This is a genomic window from Micromonospora sp. M71_S20 (assembly GCF_003664255.1).
In the GTDB taxonomy this organism is placed as follows: Bacteria; Actinomycetota; Actinomycetes; order Mycobacteriales; family Micromonosporaceae; genus Micromonospora.
This window is the reverse complement of sequence record NZ_RCCV01000001.1, coordinates 2329783-2345712: the sequence shown is the minus strand read 5'-3', so window position 1 is coordinate 2345712 and position 15930 is coordinate 2329783. Positions and strand designations below refer to the sequence as shown.

Annotated in this window: 14 protein-coding genes, 1 pseudogene and 1 riboswitch; of the genes and pseudogenes, 3 read left to right on the top strand and 12 right to left on the bottom strand. The window is 74.7% G+C overall.

Annotated features, from left to right (window positions below; translation table 11 throughout):
* Positions 1 to 157: 157 nt before the first annotated feature.
* Positions 158 to 3850 carry a discoidin domain-containing protein gene (locus DER29_RS10610; RefSeq protein WP_121397197.1) on the top strand — a complete coding sequence of 1231 codons (3693 nt, stop codon included), beginning with the start codon at positions 158 to 160 and terminating at the stop codon, positions 3848 to 3850.
* Between the two features lie 138 nt (positions 3851 to 3988).
* Here the strand turns inward: DER29_RS10610 and DER29_RS10605 are convergent, their stop codons facing one another.
* Positions 3989 to 4753: a crotonase/enoyl-CoA hydratase family protein gene (locus DER29_RS10605; RefSeq protein WP_121397196.1), complete on the bottom strand. Its 765-nt coding sequence runs from the start codon at positions 4751 to 4753 to the stop codon at positions 3989 to 3991.
* Between the two features lie 40 nt (positions 4754 to 4793).
* Entirely contained in the window at positions 4794 to 5711 is a 918-nt protein-coding gene (locus DER29_RS10600; protein ID WP_199729211.1) for a DMT family transporter, read from the bottom strand.
* Positions 5712 to 5819: 108 nt separating this feature from the next.
* Positions 5820 to 6018, top strand: a riboswitch (cobalamin riboswitch).
* A 38-nt stretch (positions 6019 to 6056) separates the two neighbouring features.
* Between DER29_RS10600 and bluB the strand changes: the two genes are divergently transcribed.
* On the top strand, positions 6057 to 6686 hold the full coding sequence (bluB, locus tag DER29_RS10595) for a 5,6-dimethylbenzimidazole synthase (RefSeq protein ID WP_121397194.1): 630 nt from the start codon (positions 6057 to 6059) through the stop codon (positions 6684 to 6686).
* 108 nt (positions 6687 to 6794) lie between these two features.
* Positions 6795 to 7646 (top strand): Rieske 2Fe-2S domain-containing protein, encoded by an 852-nt coding sequence (locus DER29_RS10590; RefSeq protein WP_121397193.1) that lies wholly within the window; start codon positions 6795 to 6797, stop codon positions 7644 to 7646.
* A gap of 630 nt (positions 7647 to 8276) precedes the next feature.
* On the opposite strand, the pseudogene DER29_RS10585 reads toward DER29_RS10590, so the two are convergent.
* The 10 genes and pseudogenes from DER29_RS10585 to DER29_RS10540 all read right to left on the bottom strand — a co-directional run.
* Positions 8277 to 9452, bottom strand: a pseudogene (locus tag DER29_RS10585) (LysM peptidoglycan-binding domain-containing protein); the annotation flags it as partial.
* A 15-nt stretch (positions 9453 to 9467) separates the two neighbouring features.
* Positions 9468 to 9899, bottom strand: a complete 432-nt coding sequence (locus DER29_RS10580) for a pilus assembly protein TadG-related protein (RefSeq protein WP_121397192.1) — start codon at positions 9897 to 9899, stop codon at positions 9468 to 9470.
* Positions 9896 to 10375: a TadE/TadG family type IV pilus assembly protein gene (locus DER29_RS10575; RefSeq protein WP_121397191.1), complete on the bottom strand. Its 480-nt coding sequence runs from the start codon at positions 10373 to 10375 to the stop codon at positions 9896 to 9898. The genes DER29_RS10580 and DER29_RS10575 overlap by 4 nt, the downstream gene beginning before the upstream one ends.
* Entirely contained in the window at positions 10360 to 10791 is a 432-nt protein-coding gene (locus DER29_RS10570; RefSeq protein WP_121397190.1) for a TadE family protein, read from the bottom strand. Before DER29_RS10570 ends, DER29_RS10575 begins: the two co-directional genes overlap by 16 nt.
* Positions 10792 to 10905: 114 nt before the next feature.
* On the bottom strand, positions 10906 to 11109 hold the full coding sequence (locus DER29_RS10565; protein WP_121397189.1) for a hypothetical protein: 204 nt from the start codon (positions 11107 to 11109) through the stop codon (positions 10906 to 10908).
* 26 nt (positions 11110 to 11135) lie between these two features.
* A complete protein-coding gene (locus DER29_RS10560; protein WP_121399133.1) occupies positions 11136 to 12005 on the bottom strand; it encodes a type II secretion system F family protein in 870 nt (289 codons plus the stop codon).
* A gap of 8 nt (positions 12006 to 12013) precedes the next feature.
* Positions 12014 to 12916 (bottom strand): type II secretion system F family protein, encoded by a 903-nt coding sequence (locus DER29_RS10555; RefSeq protein ID WP_121397188.1) that lies wholly within the window; start codon positions 12914 to 12916, stop codon positions 12014 to 12016.
* Between the two features lie 6 nt (positions 12917 to 12922).
* Positions 12923 to 14458 carry a CpaF family protein gene (locus DER29_RS10550; protein WP_121397187.1) on the bottom strand — a complete coding sequence of 512 codons (1536 nt, stop codon included), beginning with the start codon at positions 14456 to 14458 and terminating at the stop codon, positions 12923 to 12925.
* Entirely contained in the window at positions 14448 to 15248 is an 801-nt protein-coding gene (locus DER29_RS10545; protein ID WP_121397186.1) for a ParA family protein, read from the bottom strand. The genes DER29_RS10550 and DER29_RS10545 overlap by 11 nt, the downstream gene beginning before the upstream one ends.
* Before the next feature lie 2 nt (positions 15249 to 15250).
* A complete protein-coding gene (locus DER29_RS10540) occupies positions 15251 to 15910 on the bottom strand; it encodes an SAF domain-containing protein (RefSeq protein ID WP_121397185.1) in 660 nt (219 codons plus the stop codon).
* Positions 15911 to 15930: the final 20 nt, after the last annotated feature.

Here is a 15930-nt window from a genome sequence, read left to right as displayed (position 1 = left end):
GGGCGGGGGCCACCGGAGTCCGGGCGGCCCGGCGCAGCGCCGCCCCGACCCCCGTCCCGCACCGTCCCCCACCTGTCGCGGCACGACGGGCGTACCCCTGCGCCCGTCACCGGGCAACGCACCCGCACCCCACCCCCGAAAGAGGTGTAGCGACCCCATGTCCAGACTCGGCACCAGACCCGGGACCGCGCCGACCGGCGCGCGCCGTCCCGTCCCCCGGTCCATCCGCCCGGCCAACCGACGGCTGCTCGCCGGCGTGCTCGCCGGGCTGCTCCTCACCGCCGTCCCGGCCGTGACCCCGGCGGCCGCCGCGCCACCGGCGGACCCGGCCGCGACCGCCGCCCGCGCCGCCCTGCTCGCCGGGCTCTCCGCCACCATGAGCGCCAGCAGCCACAACCAGAACTACGTGGCGAGCAACGCCAACGACGGCAACGCCGACACCTACTGGGAGAGCGCCAACAACGCGTTCCCGCAGTGGATCCAGGCCGACCTCGGCGCCACCGTCAACGTCGACCGGGTGGTGCTCAAGCTGCCGCCCTCGTCGGCCTGGCAGACCCGCACCCAGACGCTGTCGGTGCTCGGCTCCACCACCGGCTCGTCGTTCACCACCCTGAAGGCGTCCGGCGGCTACACCTTCAACCCGGCCACCGGCAACACCGTCACCGTCAGCTTCGCCGCGACCAGCACCCGGTACGTGCGGGTGCAGGTCACCGGCAACACCGGCTGGCCGGCCGCCCAACTCTCCGAGGTCGAGGTCTACGGCGCCGCCGGCAACCCCGACACCCAGGCCCCCGGCGTCCCCGGGAACCTGGCGTACACCCAGCCCGCCAGCGGGCAGATCCGGCTCACCTGGTCCGCGTCCACGGACAACGTCGGGGTGACCGGGTACGACGTCTACGCCAACGGCGCGCTGCGCGGCAGCGTCAACGGCTCCACGCTGACGTACACCGACAGCCAGCCGGACAGCGCCACGGTCTCCTACCACGTCCGGGCCAAGGACGCGGCCGGCAACCAGTCGGCGAACAGCAACACCGTGACCCGGACCGGCACCGGCAACCCGCCCGTCGGCACCAACCTGGCGGTCGGCAAGCCGATCACCGCCTCCGGGCACGTGCACACGTTCGTGGCGAGCAACGCCAACGACAACAACGTGGCCACCTACTGGGAGGGCAACGGCAACCCGAGCACGCTGACCGTGCAGCTCGGCGCCAACGCCAGCCTCAGCCAGGTCGTGCTGAAGCTGAACCCGGACTCCGCCTGGGGGGCGCGTACCCAGAACATCACCGTGCTCGGCCGGGACCAGGGCTCCTCGACCTTCACCACCCGGGTCGGTGCCGCGAACTACAGCTTCAACCCGACCAGCGGCAACACCGTGACCATCCCGGTCTCCGGCGCGGCGGCCGACGTGCGGCTCTCGATCGCCTCGAACACCGGCGCCCCGGCCGGGCAGATCGCCGAGTTCCAGGTCATCGGCACCCCGGCGCCCAACCCGGACCTGACCGTGACCGGCATGTCGTTCAGCCCGTCCGCGCCTGTGGAGACGAGCGCCGTCACGCTCTCGGCCACCGTCCGCAACGCCGGCTCGGCGGCGTCCGGCGCCACCAACGTCAACTTCTACCTCGGCACCAACCGGGTGGGCACCGCGCCGGTCGGTGGCCTGGCGGCCGGCGCCTCGGCCACGGTCACCGCCAACATCGGCGCCCGGGACGCGGGCAGCTACCCGCTGAGCGCGAAGGTCGACGAGTCGAACACCGTCGTCGAGCAGGACGACACCAACAACAGCTACACCAATCCGAGCCCGCTGGTGGTCAGCCCGGTCGCCAGCTCCGACCTGGTCGCCGCCGCGGTCGCCTGGTCGCCCGGCACCCCGGCGGCCGGCAACACGGTCAGCTTCTCGGTGTCGATCCGCAACGCCGGCAGCATCGCCTCCGCGTCCGGCGCGCACGGCATCACGCTCACCGTGCTCAACGAGGCGGGCACGGTCGTCCGTACCCTGACCGGCTCGTACTCCGGCGTGATCAACGCCGGGGCCACGGTCGGCCCGGTCAACCTGGGCACCTGGACCGCCGCGAACGGCAAGTACACCGTCCGGGTGGTGCTCGCGGCCGACGGCAACGAGCTGCCGGTCAAGCAGGCCAACAACACCAGCGACCGCGCGCTCTTCGTGGGGCGCGGCGCCAACATGCCGTACGACATGTACGAGGCCGAGGACGGCGTGGTCGGTGGCGGCGCCAGCGTCGTCGGGCCGAACCGGACCGTCGGCGACCTCGCCGGTGAGGCGTCCGGCCGGCGGGCGGTGACCCTCAACTCGACCGGCAGCTACGTCGAGTGGACCACCCGGGCCAGCACCAACACCCTGGTCACCCGCTTCTCCATCCCGGACGCCCCGGGCGGCGGCGGCATCAACTCGACGCTGAACGTCTACGTCAACGGCAGCTTCCACAAGGCCATCGACCTGACGTCCCGGTACGCCTGGCTCTACGGCAACGAGGCCAGCCCGGGCAACTCGCCGAGCGCGGGCGGACCGCGGCACATCTACGACGAAGCCAACGTCATGCTCAACTCCACGGTGCCGGCCGGCAGCCGGATCCGGCTCCAGAAGGACCCGGCCAACACCACCACGTACGCCATCGACTTCATCAACACCGAGCAGGTGGCGCCGATCGCGAACCCGGACCCGGCGCGCTACACCACGCCGACCGGCTTCACCCACTCTGACGTGCAGAACGCCCTCGACCGGGTGCGGATGGACACCACCGGCAACCTCGTCGGGGTGTACCTGCCCGCCGGCAACTACTCCACCGCGTCGAAGTTCCAGGTGTACGGCAAGGCGGTCAAGGTGACCGGCGCCGGGCCCTGGTACACCCGGTTCAACGCGCCGTCCGGCCAGGACAACACCGACATCGGTTTCCGGGCCGAGAACTCGGCGGCCGGATCGTCCTTCGCGAACTTCGCCTACTTCGGCAACTACACGTCGCGGATCGACGGGCCGGGCAAGGTGTTCGACTTCTCGAACGTGTCGAACATCGTGATCGACAACATCTGGAACGAGCACATGGTGTGCCTCTACTGGGGCGCGAACACCGACCACATGACGATCAAGAACTCCCGGATCCGGAACATGTTCGCCGACGGCATCAACATGACCAACGGGAGCACCAACAACCTGGTCAGCAACAACGACGCCCGGGCCACCGGTGACGACAGCTTCGCGCTGTTCTCGGCGATCGACGCGGGCGGCGCGGACATGAAGGACAACATCTACGAGAACCTGACCTCGACCCTGACCTGGCGGGCCGCCGGTGTGGCCGTCTACGGCGGCTACGGCAACACGTTCCGCAACATCTACATCGCGGACACGCTGGTCTACTCCGGCATCACCATCAGCTCGCTCGACTTCGGCTACCCGATGAACGGCTTCGGCGCCAGCCCGCCCACGCGGTTCGAGAACATCTCGATCGTGCGGGCCGGCGGGCACTTCTGGGGCGCGCAGACCTTCCCGGCGATCTGGGTCTTCTCCGCCTCGAAGGTGTTCCAGGGCATCCGGGTCAGCGACGTCGACATCGTCGACCCGACCTACAGCGGCATCATGTTCCAGACCAACTACGTCGGTGGGCAGCCGCAGTTCCCGATCACCGACACGGTCTTCACCAACGTCTCCATCAGCGGCGCCCGCAAGAGCGGTGACGCCTACGACGCGAAGTCCGGCTTCGGCATCTGGGCCAACCCGATGCCGGAGTCGGGGCAGGGCCCGGCCGTCGGGTCGGTCACCTTCAACAACCTTCGCCTGAGCAACAACGCGGTGGACATCCAGAACACCACCTCGACGTTCACCATCAACCGCAACTGACCCACCCCGGTCGCCCGAGCGGCGGCCGATCTTTCGGGCGGTGCGGTCACCGGACATCCGGTGGCCGTACCGCCCGGCCCGTCGGGCCTCCCGCCCGCCCGTCGGTCGGGGCGGCGCGCTGGTCGGGCCTCCGCCCGGTCAGTGGGCCGGGGCGCCGTGCCGGCCGGCGCCGGCGGCGAACCGGGCCGCGCCGGCCGCCGCGTCGGCGGCCAGCGACTCCATCCCGTACGCCAGCTCCACCTCCAGCGCCGCCGGTTCCGGCAGGCCGGCGCCGGCGAGCAGCGCCGCCCGGTCGTTGCGCAGGCAGGTCTGCGGGTGCCGGGCGATCTCGGCGGCCAGCCGCTCGGCCGCCGACCGGGACTCGCCCGGCGCGACCAGCCGGTTCACCAGCCCGATGGCGTACGCCTCCTCGGCCGGCACCGGCCGGCCGGTGAGGATCAGGTCCATCGCCCGGCTCTCGCCGATCAGCCGGGGCAGCCGGACCGTGCCCCCGTCGATCAGCGGCACTCCCCAGCGGCGGCAGAACACCCCGAGCACCGCGTCGGACTCGGCCACCCGCAGGTCGCACCAGAGCGCCAACTCCAACCCGCCGGCCACCGCGTGACCGGAGATCGCGGCGATCACCGGCTTGCTGAGCGTCATCCGGGTCGGGCCCATCGGGCCGTCCCCCTGCGCTTCGACGCGGTTGCCGCTCGGGGTGCCGATGGCCTTCAGGTCGGCGCCGGCGCAGAACGTGCCGCCGGCCCCCCAGAGCACGGCCACGGAGGCGCCGGGGTCGGCCTCGAAGGCGCGGAACGCGTCGGCCAGCGCCCGGGCGGTCGGCCCGTCGACCGCGTTGCGGGCCTCCGGGCAATCCAGGATCACCGTGGTCACCGCCGCGGCGCGTTCGACGCGTACCCCCATTGCGACAGCATGCCCCCGGCGGTGCCGGCGGCGCCAGGCGTCAGTGCGGGGCGGACCGGCCCGGGCGGACCAGGGTGGCGCCCAGCGCGGCGCCGACCACGCAGGCCACGCCGACCGCCTGCGGCCAGGCCAGCAGCTCGCCGAGCAGGACCAGCCCGACCAGCGCCCCGATCGCCGGCTCCAGGCTGAGCAGCACCGCGAAGACCCGGGCCGGCATCCGGCGCAGCGCCGCCATCTCCGCCGAGTACGGCAGCACCGACGACAGCAGCGCCACCGCCGCCCCCAGCGCGAGGGTCCACGGGTCGAGCAGCGCCGTACCGCTGCCGGCGACCCCGAAGGGCAGCACGGCCAGCGCGGCTACCGCCATCCCCAGCGCGAGGCCCCGGCTGCCCGGCACCCGGGCGCTGACCGCCTTGCCGAGCAGCACGTAGCCGGCCCAGCCGACCGCGACGGCCACGCAGCACAGCAGCCCCACCCGGTCCACCCCCGTCCCGCCGAGCCCGCTGATCAGCAGCACGCCCCCGCCGGCCAGCGCCGCCCACGCCACGTCGCCGAGCCGGCGGCTGCCGCCGAGCGACACCAGCAGCGGCCCGGCGAAGCCGATGGTGACCGCGACCCCCAGCGGCACCCGTTCCAGGGCCGCGTAGAAGGCGAGGTTCATCACCGCGAGGGCCAGCCCGAACGCCCCGACCAGACCGGCGGTGCGCCAGCCCAGGCGCAGCCCCGGCCGGACCAGGACCAGCAGGATGAGCGCGGCGAAGCCGAGCCGCAACGTGGTCGTACCGCCGGCGCTGGTGCTGCCGAAGAGTTGCTTGGCGACGGCCGCCCCGACCTGGGTGGAGAGCATGCCCAGCAGCATCAGCAGCGGGGGCGGCACGGCCCGGGGCTGTCCCAGCGCGAGAGTCAGTCGGGTCGCCGGTCGACCGGCCGGCAGCGGGCGGGAGGAGAGTGCGTACACCCGGACCACAGTGGTACCGCGGCGGGCGGCCCGCGACCGGATTTCCACCGCTGCGGGTGCACCGCGCCGCCCGCCGGACCGGGACGGGCCGGGCGGCGCTAGCATCCCGATGGCACGATCATGTGAGGTGCCCCGCGCGAGCGGGGAGAATCGGGAAGCCGGTGCGAATCCGGCACGGGCCCGCCGCGGTGACCGGGGAGCCACCGTCCACGCGTACGCGCAGCCACTGGCCCGCCCGGGCCGGGAAGGCGGACGGCCAGGCGTCGATCCGGGAGTCCGAAGACCGGCCTCGCGTCCGGTGCCCGCGTCCGGCGTGGCGTGGGCCGAGCGCAGCGGGAGCCTGCCTTGGATCTGTACGACGTCATCCACCGCCGCCGGGACGTACGCGCCCAGTTCACCGGGGCGCCGGTGCCCGAGGAGACGCTGGACCGGGTGCTGGCGGCGGCGCACGCCGCGCCGAGCGTCGGCTACTCGCAGCCCTGGGACTTCGTCCTGGTGCGCGACCCGGAGCTGCGCCGCCGGTTCCACGAGCACGTCCGCACCGAGCGGGACACGTTCGCCGCGACGCTCGACGGGGAGGCGGCCGAGCGGTTCGCCCGCATCAAGATCGACGGCGTCCTGGAGTCGACGCTGTCGGTGGTGGTCACCCACGACCAGTCCCGGGGCGGCCCCGCCGTGCTCGGCCGGCACGCCATCGCCGACACCGGGCTCTACTCGACCTGCCTCGCCATCCAGAACCTCTGGCTCGCCGCGACCGCCGAGGGGCTCGGGGTGGGCTGGGTGTCGTTCTACCGGGAGCCCTGGCTCGCCGAGCTGCTCGGCATCCCCGACGGGATCCGGCCGGTGGCGTGGCTCTGCCTCGGGCCGGTCACCCACTTCGAGCCCGTACCCGACCTGGCCCGGCACGGCTGGCGGCAGAAGCGCCCGCTGGCCGACGCGATCCACCACGACCGCTGGGCGGCACGGGAGAGCTGACCTCGGTGGGGCGTCCCGTTACGGGTCTGCGGGGGCCCGATCACGTACGGCTGCGGATCCGTCACCGCCGACCGGTTTGCGCCGGCTCCTGCCGGGAAGTCGGTACGGGTGCGAGCACTCTTGACGAAGATCGAACAGGCATCCGGCCTGGACCGGGTCGGCGACCGGTTGCAGCGCGCCGTCCAGGCCACCCTCCGACCGCAGCGGGTCCGCGACCTGCTGCACGGCGTGTGGCTGGGCCATCCGCTGCACCCGGCGATGGTGCAGGTGCCGGTCGGCGCGTGGATCAGCACGGCGGTGCTGGACCTCATGCCGGGACAGCGCCGGGCCGCCACCACCCTGTGCACGGTGGGCACCGTCAGCGCCCTCCCGGCCGCGGTCGCCGGCCTCAACGACTGGGCGGCACTCGCCCGCGACCAGCGCCGGGTCGGCCTGGTGCACGCCGCGTCCAACAGCGTCGGCCTGGCGTTCTACGCCGGCTCGGTGGCCGCGCGGATGACCGGCCGGCACAACCTCGGCCGTACGCTCGGCTTCCTCGGGCTCGGCGCCGCCAGCATGGGGGCGTACCTCGGCGGGCACCTGGCGTACAAGCAGGGCGCGCAGGTCAACCAGAGCATCTCCGAGCTGCACCGGATGAGCGACGGCTGGCACTCGATCGCGGACATGGCCGCCCTGCCGGAGCGCAAGCTGATCACCCGGGAGGTCGACGACGTCTCGGTGATCCTCTACCGGCACGGCGACGAGGTCACCGTGATGCTGGAGCGCTGCCCGCACCAGAGCGGCCCGCTGGGCGAGGGCGAGGTGCGCGAGATCGACGGGCACGCGTGCGTGGTCTGCCCGTGGCACGGCAGCGCGTTCCGTCTCAACGGCGGCGAGGTCGTACACGGCCCGTCCGGCAACGACCAGCAGGTCCTGCCGACCCGCGTCGTCAACGGCGTCCTGGAGACCCGCCTCCCCTGACCGGCACCCTGCGCCCTCCCGGCCCGGCTGCCGTGCTGTCCGGCTGGGCCATGCCCCTATCCGGCTCGGCCCGCCCGGCTCGGCCCGCCCGGTCCCGTGCTCTCCGGCCTCGGCCTCCGATGTCGATCAAGAGGTTTGGGGCGAGTTCGATCTGCCTGCCGTGACCAAACCTCTTGATCACCCGAGCGGTATCGGTGGTCGCCCGAGCGAAGCGGTTTCGGTTGGGCGGGGTGGGGTGGGGTGGGTGGTAGGGCGTCGGCGGGTGTGAGCAGGGTGGATGGGTCAGGGGCGGCGGTGGCGGCCGATTGGTGTGTCGCGGGACGAACCCGGGTGGGTTCGGCCGTGGCCGGTCAGATCGTCGTCGCGGGCGCCGGCGGTCAGCCCGCCGTCGTAGGTGCCGACGCCGGTGGCCGTGCCGGGGGCGGTCCTGCCCGCGTGAACGATGCCGCTGGCGTACGCGGAGCCGTGACCGGTCGGGTGTGCGGAGTCGTGGGTGCCGGCGTCCGTACCGTCCCGGTCGGCCGTGGTCGCGCTGCCGCGCGGGGTGGTGCCGACGTCCCGGCGACCCGGGCCGCGCCTGGTCGTGGTGGTGTCGCGCGCGGCGGTGCCACGGCGGGCGGCGGCCGTGGTCCGGGCGGCGCCGGCCGGTACGTGGCCCGGTCGGCGGCGTAGGCCCAGGACCGCGCCGATCTGCGCGCCGACGATGCTCGCCACCGCCAGGACGGCGGAGACCGCGAGGGGCCTGTTCACCCGATCGGGTTCGCCGGCCCGGGCGGCTCCCACCGTCACCGTCGGGGCCTGACCGGCGTCCCTCTCCGCCGGGGGCGGCACCGGGGCCTCGGCGGCCGGCGGGGGCGGCGTCGCCCGCTCGGGAGCGACCTTCCCCGGCGCCGGCTGCGGGGCCGGCCGGGTGGGAGCGGGCGGGGTCGGGCGCGCGACGAGGCGGCCGGTGGCGTGCCGGCGGGCCCCCCGGTCCTCGGCGTCCCCGGGCAGCTTCAGCAACTGGCCGGGGTGGATCCGGTCGGGGTCGCCGAGCCGGTTCAGCTCGGCCAACTCCCGGTAGTCGGCGAACTCGTCCAGGTAGCGCTGGGCGACGGCGCCCAGGTGGTCGCCCCGGGCCACCCGGTAGACCGCCACGCCGTCGTCCGAGTCGGCAGGAGCGGACAGGTCGGCCGGCGCGGCCGAGGCGGCCGATGCCGGCCGTGCAACCGGGACAGTCGTCGGGGGCTGAGCAGGCAGGGCGGCCGACAGCGGCCGAGTGACCGGAGCGGCCGAGGCGGGCCGGGCGACCTGGGCGGCCGAGGCGGACCAGGTGCGCGCGGCCGGACCCGGCCAGGCGGCCTCCGCGACAGTCGGCTGCGCGGTCGCGGCCGCTGCCGACGGCAGGGCGTACGGGCCGGCGACCGCCGTCGCCGCGCTCGCCGCCGGGCTGGCCGCGAGGATCAGCGCGACCGAACCGACCAGCGCGGCGGCGGCCCGCTGCTGGCGACTCATTCCCGGCAGCCGGGGCGCGGGTCGGCGCAGCGCCTGCGCGCAGAGTTCGACCAGGACGGAGAGGGCGAACGTGGCCCAGCCGAACCAGCCGGCCAGCGCCAGCGCCCGCAGGAAGAGCCGCCCGTCGTCGCGGCTGGTCAGCGTCGAGCCGATCTCCGCGACGGTGGGCAGGTGATCGGGCAACGGGTTGCCGGCGAGGGCGAGCAGCGCCACCGGCGCGCCGACCAGCACCGCGCAGAGCACGACGAGCGCGCCGAACCCGGTCAGGATGCGTCCGGTCCGCCGTACGGCGGAACGCCCCGATGCGGCCATGGCTGCCTTCCCTTCCTACGGTGCCCCGGTGAGCGGCCGCGCGGTCGCCTCGCCGGAGACGGTGACGGTCTCGTCGAAGCCGAACAGGCCGAGCATGGATCTGCGGTGCGTGACGGTGACGCGTACCCGGACCCGGGTCTCCCCGTCGACGACCGGGAAGCTGACGGTGTGGCCGGCGGCGCCGGCGGCGGCGAGGTAGTCGGCGACGGCCCGGCGGGCCTGGGGACGGTTGATCCGGGTCGGCCCGCCCTCGATGGCGGTGGCCCGGTCGATGGCCTGGCCGCCGGCGCGGGCGGCCTCGGCCGCGAGGTTGTCGGCCCGCTGCAACGTGCGCAGCTGGCCCGCGCCGTCGAAGGCCAGGCCGATGACGGAGAGGACGCCGACCATCGCCACCGCGAGGAAGATGCTCACCCGGCCCTGGTCGTGCCGGCCGGCCACGGCGGTCATCCCCGGCTCCGGTAGCGGTCCAGCGGCGACGTGAAGCTCGCCGACACGCGCTTGCCGGCGGGCATCCCCGGCAGGACGGACAGGTGCAGGTCCCCGTAGGAGACGGTGCACGCGACCCGGACGGTGACCGAGGCGTCCTGCCCGGCCGGGCTGCGGAACGCCGCGTCGAAGCTGGTGGGGGTGCCGCGTACCGCGCCGCTGAAGGTCACCTCGGGAGTGCCGGCGCAGTTCAGGCCGCGCCAGCCGAGCTGCCGGCGGGCCGCGTCCCGGGCCTCGGCGCGGGCGGTGCGGGCGTCCCGGGAGATCGAGGCGGCGCGGGCGGCGTCGTGGGCGGCGGCGTCGATCGCCTCGGCCGCCACGGCGGTACGCCCGGCGACGCCGGCCAGCACGATCAGCGCGATGAAGGCCGGGGCGAGCACCGCCACCTCGATCGAGACCGAGCCCCGCTCGGCGGTACGGCTCACGGCGTGGTCCACCGTTCCACGGTTCCGTGCGCGGTCTGGTGCACCGGGAAGCTGACCCCGGGTACGACGGACAGGGACCGCCCGCGCACCGTGCAGGTCACCTCCGTCGTGGTGGTCTGGCAGCTCGGTGCGGGATCGTCCCAGCCGACGAGCCAGCCGCCGGCGGCCCGCAGGAACCGGACGGCCCGGGCCTCACCGGCCCCGGCTGGCGCCTGGTGCAGCCGCTGCGCGTTGACCGCGCTCTGCGCGGCGTTGAGCGCGGTGGAGCGGGCGACGAACCAGGCCGCGGTCTGGATCGAGGCGAAGAGCAGCAGCAGGATCACCGGCATCACCACCGCCAACTCGACGGGGTTGGCCCCCCGGTCGACCCCGCCAACCACGAGCCGCCGCCGGACGGCCGGCACAAGGCGCCGGACGGCACCCGGCACAGGGCTCTGGCCGGCGGCCGGACCGGGGCGCCCGGCGGCAGCCGGGACGGGACGCCGGGCGGCGGTGGCCGCCCGGCGTCCCGGGACGGAGTCTGCTCGGCGCACGGCCCGGCGTTACTTCGGGTCCTGGTGGGTCGGGATGTTGTCCATCCAGTCGTTGGCGGCACCGAGGGCGGCGGCGGTGACCGCCATCGCGACGGCGACCAGACCGAAGATGATCACTGCGGTCGGTACGGGGCTGTCGCCCCGCTCGCCGTCCTCGCGCAGCTCGGCCAGGCGTGTCGACAGCGCGACGTGCAGGCGGGTGATGACGGACATGACGTGCTCCTTCTCTCGGGGTCGGATCACAGGCGGGCGATGAACGGATAGACGGCGAAGCCGAGCAGGACGAAGACGAGCAGCGCCCCGGGGATGTCGAGCCGGCTGGTCACCCCCTCGGCCCTTGCCAGGTTGTCGGTGCGGATCTGGTCGCGCAGCGAGTCGGCGCGGCTGCGCAGGGTCTCGTGCACCTGCGCGCCCTCGCTGCCGGAGGAGCGCATGATCGCTCCGACGTCGCCCAGTTCCGCGATGCCGATGCGCTCGGCGAGGTCGCGAAGCTCGTCCCACGGCGAGTGCATCTGCATCTGCGCGATCCGCAGCGACTCGGAGATGCGGTCGAAGACCCAGCCGTCGCAGACCGCCGCCGCCCGCTCCAGCGACTGCACGGGCCCGTGCGCGGCGGAGAGCTGGAGGGCGACCAGGTCGAGGTAGGTGCAGACCGCCTGGCGGAACTCGTCGCGCGCCTTGTCCGCCCGGTCCAGCACCGCCCGGTGCGCGATCAGGGCGCAGAGCAGCGCCAGCCCGAGGCTGCCGAGCACGGGTACGACCACCGGCAGCCGGATGCCGACGGCGAACAGGGTGACGCCGAGCAGCGTCGGCGCGGCGAGCCCGATCAGCGCGGAAAGCAGCATCGACAGGGCGTACTGCTCGGGTGTCCGGTCGATCAGGGCGAGCTGCCGGTGCGGTGGCCGCAGCCAGCGGGACAGCCCGGTGAGCCACTCCAGCCGCCGGTCGGCGGGCGTGGCGAGCTGCCCGGTGCCGGCCGGCTGGTGCAGCCGGCGCAGCGCGGGCCCGAGCGCGGGGGTGGCCGGCACCAGCTCGCGGACCACCAGGAAGGCGCCCAGCCCGCCCGTCGCCCCGCCGCAGACGGCGACGGCGAGCTGCCAGTTGAGGATCACGGCGTTCACGCGAGCACCTCCTCCGGGTCCGGGGCGGGCAGGAAGCGTGCCGGCCGGCGGGGCTGGCTCATCGACCGCACCCAGGCCAGCAGGCCGACGAAGGCCGCGCCGAGCGCCGCCATCACGAGCTGCCCGAAGGGCGTGCCGTACGGGCTGATGTACTCGGTGTTGAGCAGCCCGTACGCGACGGTGGCCAGGGTCATCCCGGTGAGGAAACGGACCGCGAAGCGGGGCTGGGTGCGCTTCGCCTCGATCTCCCGGCGGGTGGCCACCTCGGCCGCCGCCGCTCCGGCGATCGAGCCGAGCACGTCGCCGAGGCGTTCGCCCCGGTCGGTCACGTGCAGGATCAGCGCGGCCACCACCTGGTCGCAGACCGGGTCGCCGATCTCGTCGGCGAAGGCGAGCAGCGCGGAGCGGGCCAGCCAGCCGGCCTGGAGGCGGGCGGCGAGCAGCCGTACCTCCTCCTGGATCTCCTCGGGCGCGGTGGCGACCGTGCCGATGATCGTCTGCTGGAGTCCCTGGCCGGTGGCGGAGACGTCCTTGAGCCGGCGGGTCCACTCGCCGACCGCCTCGATGCGGGCGATGGCCCGCTGCTCGGCCTTGCCGACGGAGAACAGCCACGGGGTGCCCGGGACGGCCACCGCGACCAGCAGGCCGACGACCGGCAGGCCGGTGACCAGGAAGGCCAGCGCGCCCGCGACCAGGGCGGCGACGAGCAGCGCCTGGTGGGCCCGCTGCTCGCGCGGCGTGGTGCCCGGGCCCTTCCAGAGCCGGTCGATCCCACGGCCCGCGCCGGGCCGGCCGCCGGGAGGCCGGCGGGTGCCGACGAGCGCGACGACCGCCAGCAGCAGCCCGGCCACGCAGGCGGCACCGGAGGCCACCGCGACGATTTCGACGTTGTCCAGCACCTCCGGTCACCGCCGTCCGAGCCGGGTGTGCCGGGGCCGCCGCCACGCGCCCGTGCCGGCCTCGATCCACCGGCTCAGCAGCCGGGCGTCGTAGCCGACCCGGAGGAGCTGGGCGCGCACCCGCTCGGGCAGGTGCCGGGGTACGGCCCGCCCGTCCGGCCCGGGCCCGAACACCTGGGTGGTGGTGATCCGGTTGCCGTCGCCGACGCCGATGACCTCCTCGACGTGCGAGACGAAGCGGTGCTTGCGCCCGCCGATCGCGGTCTCGTCCTCGACGGTGACGTAGACGATCAGGTCGAGCGCGTTGCCGGCCATCCGGCGGGCCTGGTCGACGGTCATCTCCCGGCCGTGCGCGAGCGCCAGCTCGATGATCCGCTCGCTCACTCCGGCGGGCGTACGCGCGTGGATGGTGCACATCGAGCCGCGGCTGGTCGTCATGGCCTGGAGCATCGGGACGATCTCCCGGGACCGGACCTCCCCGACGATGATCCGCAGCACGCCCATCCGCAGGGAGACCGGGATCAGGTCGGCGATGCTCACCTCGCCGGCCGGGCGGCCGTCCGCCCCGCGTTCGCCGTGCCCCTCCCGGGACTCGAAGCTCATCACCGCCCGGTGCTTGAGCCGGCGGCGGGCCGGCAGCAGCTCGCGGCTCTCCTCCAGCAGCACGTACGGCTCGTCGGCCGGGATCTCGTCCATCAGCGCCCGGATGACGGTGGTCTTCCCGGCGCCCGCGAGGCCGGCCACCATGATGTTCAGCCCGGCGCGCATGGAAGCGCGGAGGAAGTCGCGCACCAGCGGGTCGATCATCTCGTCCAGGTCACCCCGGCCCCCGGCGAGGTCGTCGAGGCTCACGTCCAGCGTGTTGTGCTTGCGGATCACCGCGTACGGGCGGTGGCTGACCAGGAACACCGCGGCGAGCCGGCTGCCGTCTGGCAGTTGCAGGTCGAGGGTGGGCTTGGAGGTCGACAGCGAGCGTTCGGTGGCCCCGGCCCGGCGGGCCGCCGCCTGGAGGATCTCCACCAGCTCGTCGTCGCTGTCGGCGATCGGCTCCACCCAGTCGACCCCGCCGCCGTGGCGGGTGACGCGCACCTGGTCGCAGCCGAGGATGTGCACCTCCTCGATGGTGTCGTCGACCAGCAGCGTCTGGAGGCGGCCGAGCCCGGCCAGCTCGGCGGTCACCTGGTCGAGCAGGAGCCGCTCCTCGCCGGCCGCCATCGGGGTGCCGGCCCGGCGCACCGCGTCGGCGTACTCGGCGACCACCGTCACCGCGAGCCGGGCGCGCTCGGTGTCCTCCTCGTCGACGGTGAACTCCCGGCCGCGCTGCCACAGGGCGAGCCGCTCGCTGAGCTCCCGGCGCAGCTCGCGGACCACCTGGAAGTCGACCCGGGGCCGGGGCGGCGGCTGCTCCGGCCGCGGCGCGGTGACCGGCACCGGCAGCGGGGCGGGGTGGTGCCGGCCGTTGGGCGGGGTCAGCGGCGGCGCCGTGGAGGGGGCGCCGGGCGGCTGCCGGCGCGGGTCGCCGGAGACCGGTTCAAACCGCACCCGGCACCCCCTGCGACACGGGCCAGGCCAGCCGGGCGCGCCGGCGTTCCAGCAGCGCCCCGACCGGCACCTCCAGGGCCCCGGCCGCGCGCATCAGGGGCCGACCGGCCCGCACGGTGCCGCCGAGGCCGAGCACCTCGGCCGTACGCGGATCGTGCGGCATCCGGGCGATGACCGGCAGTCGCAGCGCCTTGCTGATCTCGCCGCTGCCGTGGCCGTCACCGACCAGCAGCAGCCGCAGGGTGCCCGGCGGCACCCGGTGCTCGGCGAAGTCCCGCTCGATCGTCCTGGCCATGGCCCGGGTGCCGGAGAGGTCGGGGAGCCGGGCGCCGCTGACCAGCAGCACCACCGAGGCGGCGCGCAGGATCGGCCACGGTGGACCGACGACGTGCAGCCGCCCGCAGTCCACCACCACGTCGTACGGCGGGTCGCCGCCCTCCAGGCCGCCGAAGAAGTCGGCGAACCGCTGCCAGAGTGGGGTGACGCTGCCGGCCTGGGCGGGATCGACGACGCCGGGCAGCAGCAGCCGCTCCCGCTTCGGCGCGTCGAGGTCGACCAGTTGCGACCAGAACGCCGACTCCAGGTTGCCGGCGCGCAACTCGCCGACCGCCAGCTCGCCGATGCCCCGGGGACCGTCGAGCGCGCCGCCCAGGTAGCCGGCGAGGATCGATCCGCCGGCCGGGTCGCACTCGGCGAGCACCAGCCGCCGGTGCCAGGTCAGGGCGCAGGCCAGGGCGGTGGTGGTGACGCCCGGGGAGCCCTTCGCCGCCACCAGCGCGATGATCGCCACGGTCAGGCCGCCTCGGTCAGTACGAGGGCGATCCGCTCCTGGCTGGACAGCGCGACGACGGCCGGCACGTCCCGGACGGCGAGCGCCAGGTAGACCACCACCTCGTCGTCGTCGTCCGAGGTGACGGCGTCGATGACCGTCGCCTCGAACCGGGTGGCGGCGCCCGCCGGACGGTCGTCGTCGCCGTCCGGCGTGCTCACCAGCAGGATCTTGTCGCCGGGGTGGAGCCTGCGGGCGGGCACCTCGGCGGGGCTCAGGCCCAGCGCGAGCTGCTGCTGGCCGGGCCCGAGCAGCGGGTCGTCGGTGAGCTGGGCCATGGTCAGCAGCGTGCCGGGGGTCAGCGACACGGCGGCCCGCTTGCCGACCACCTCGTCGAGCCGGCCGGCGGGCACCGGGGAGAGCCCCTGACCACCGGCCACCTGCACAGGGACCAGGTCGTCGGCGCTGACCTGCCGGCCGACCTCGACCGGCCGGGCCACCGCCAGGTAGCTGCCGGTGGCGCGTACCGAGGTGACCGCGAACGCCGCTCCCAGGCCGCCGAGGGCGATCAGCAGCACGGCCAGGCCGAGCAGCCCGGGCCGCATCCGGCGCTGCCGCACCACCCGGGGCGGGGCGACCGGCGCGTCCACCGGCCCGGTTCCGTTCCGGGTCGCCACACTCACCGGACCATGTCCGTTCGCGA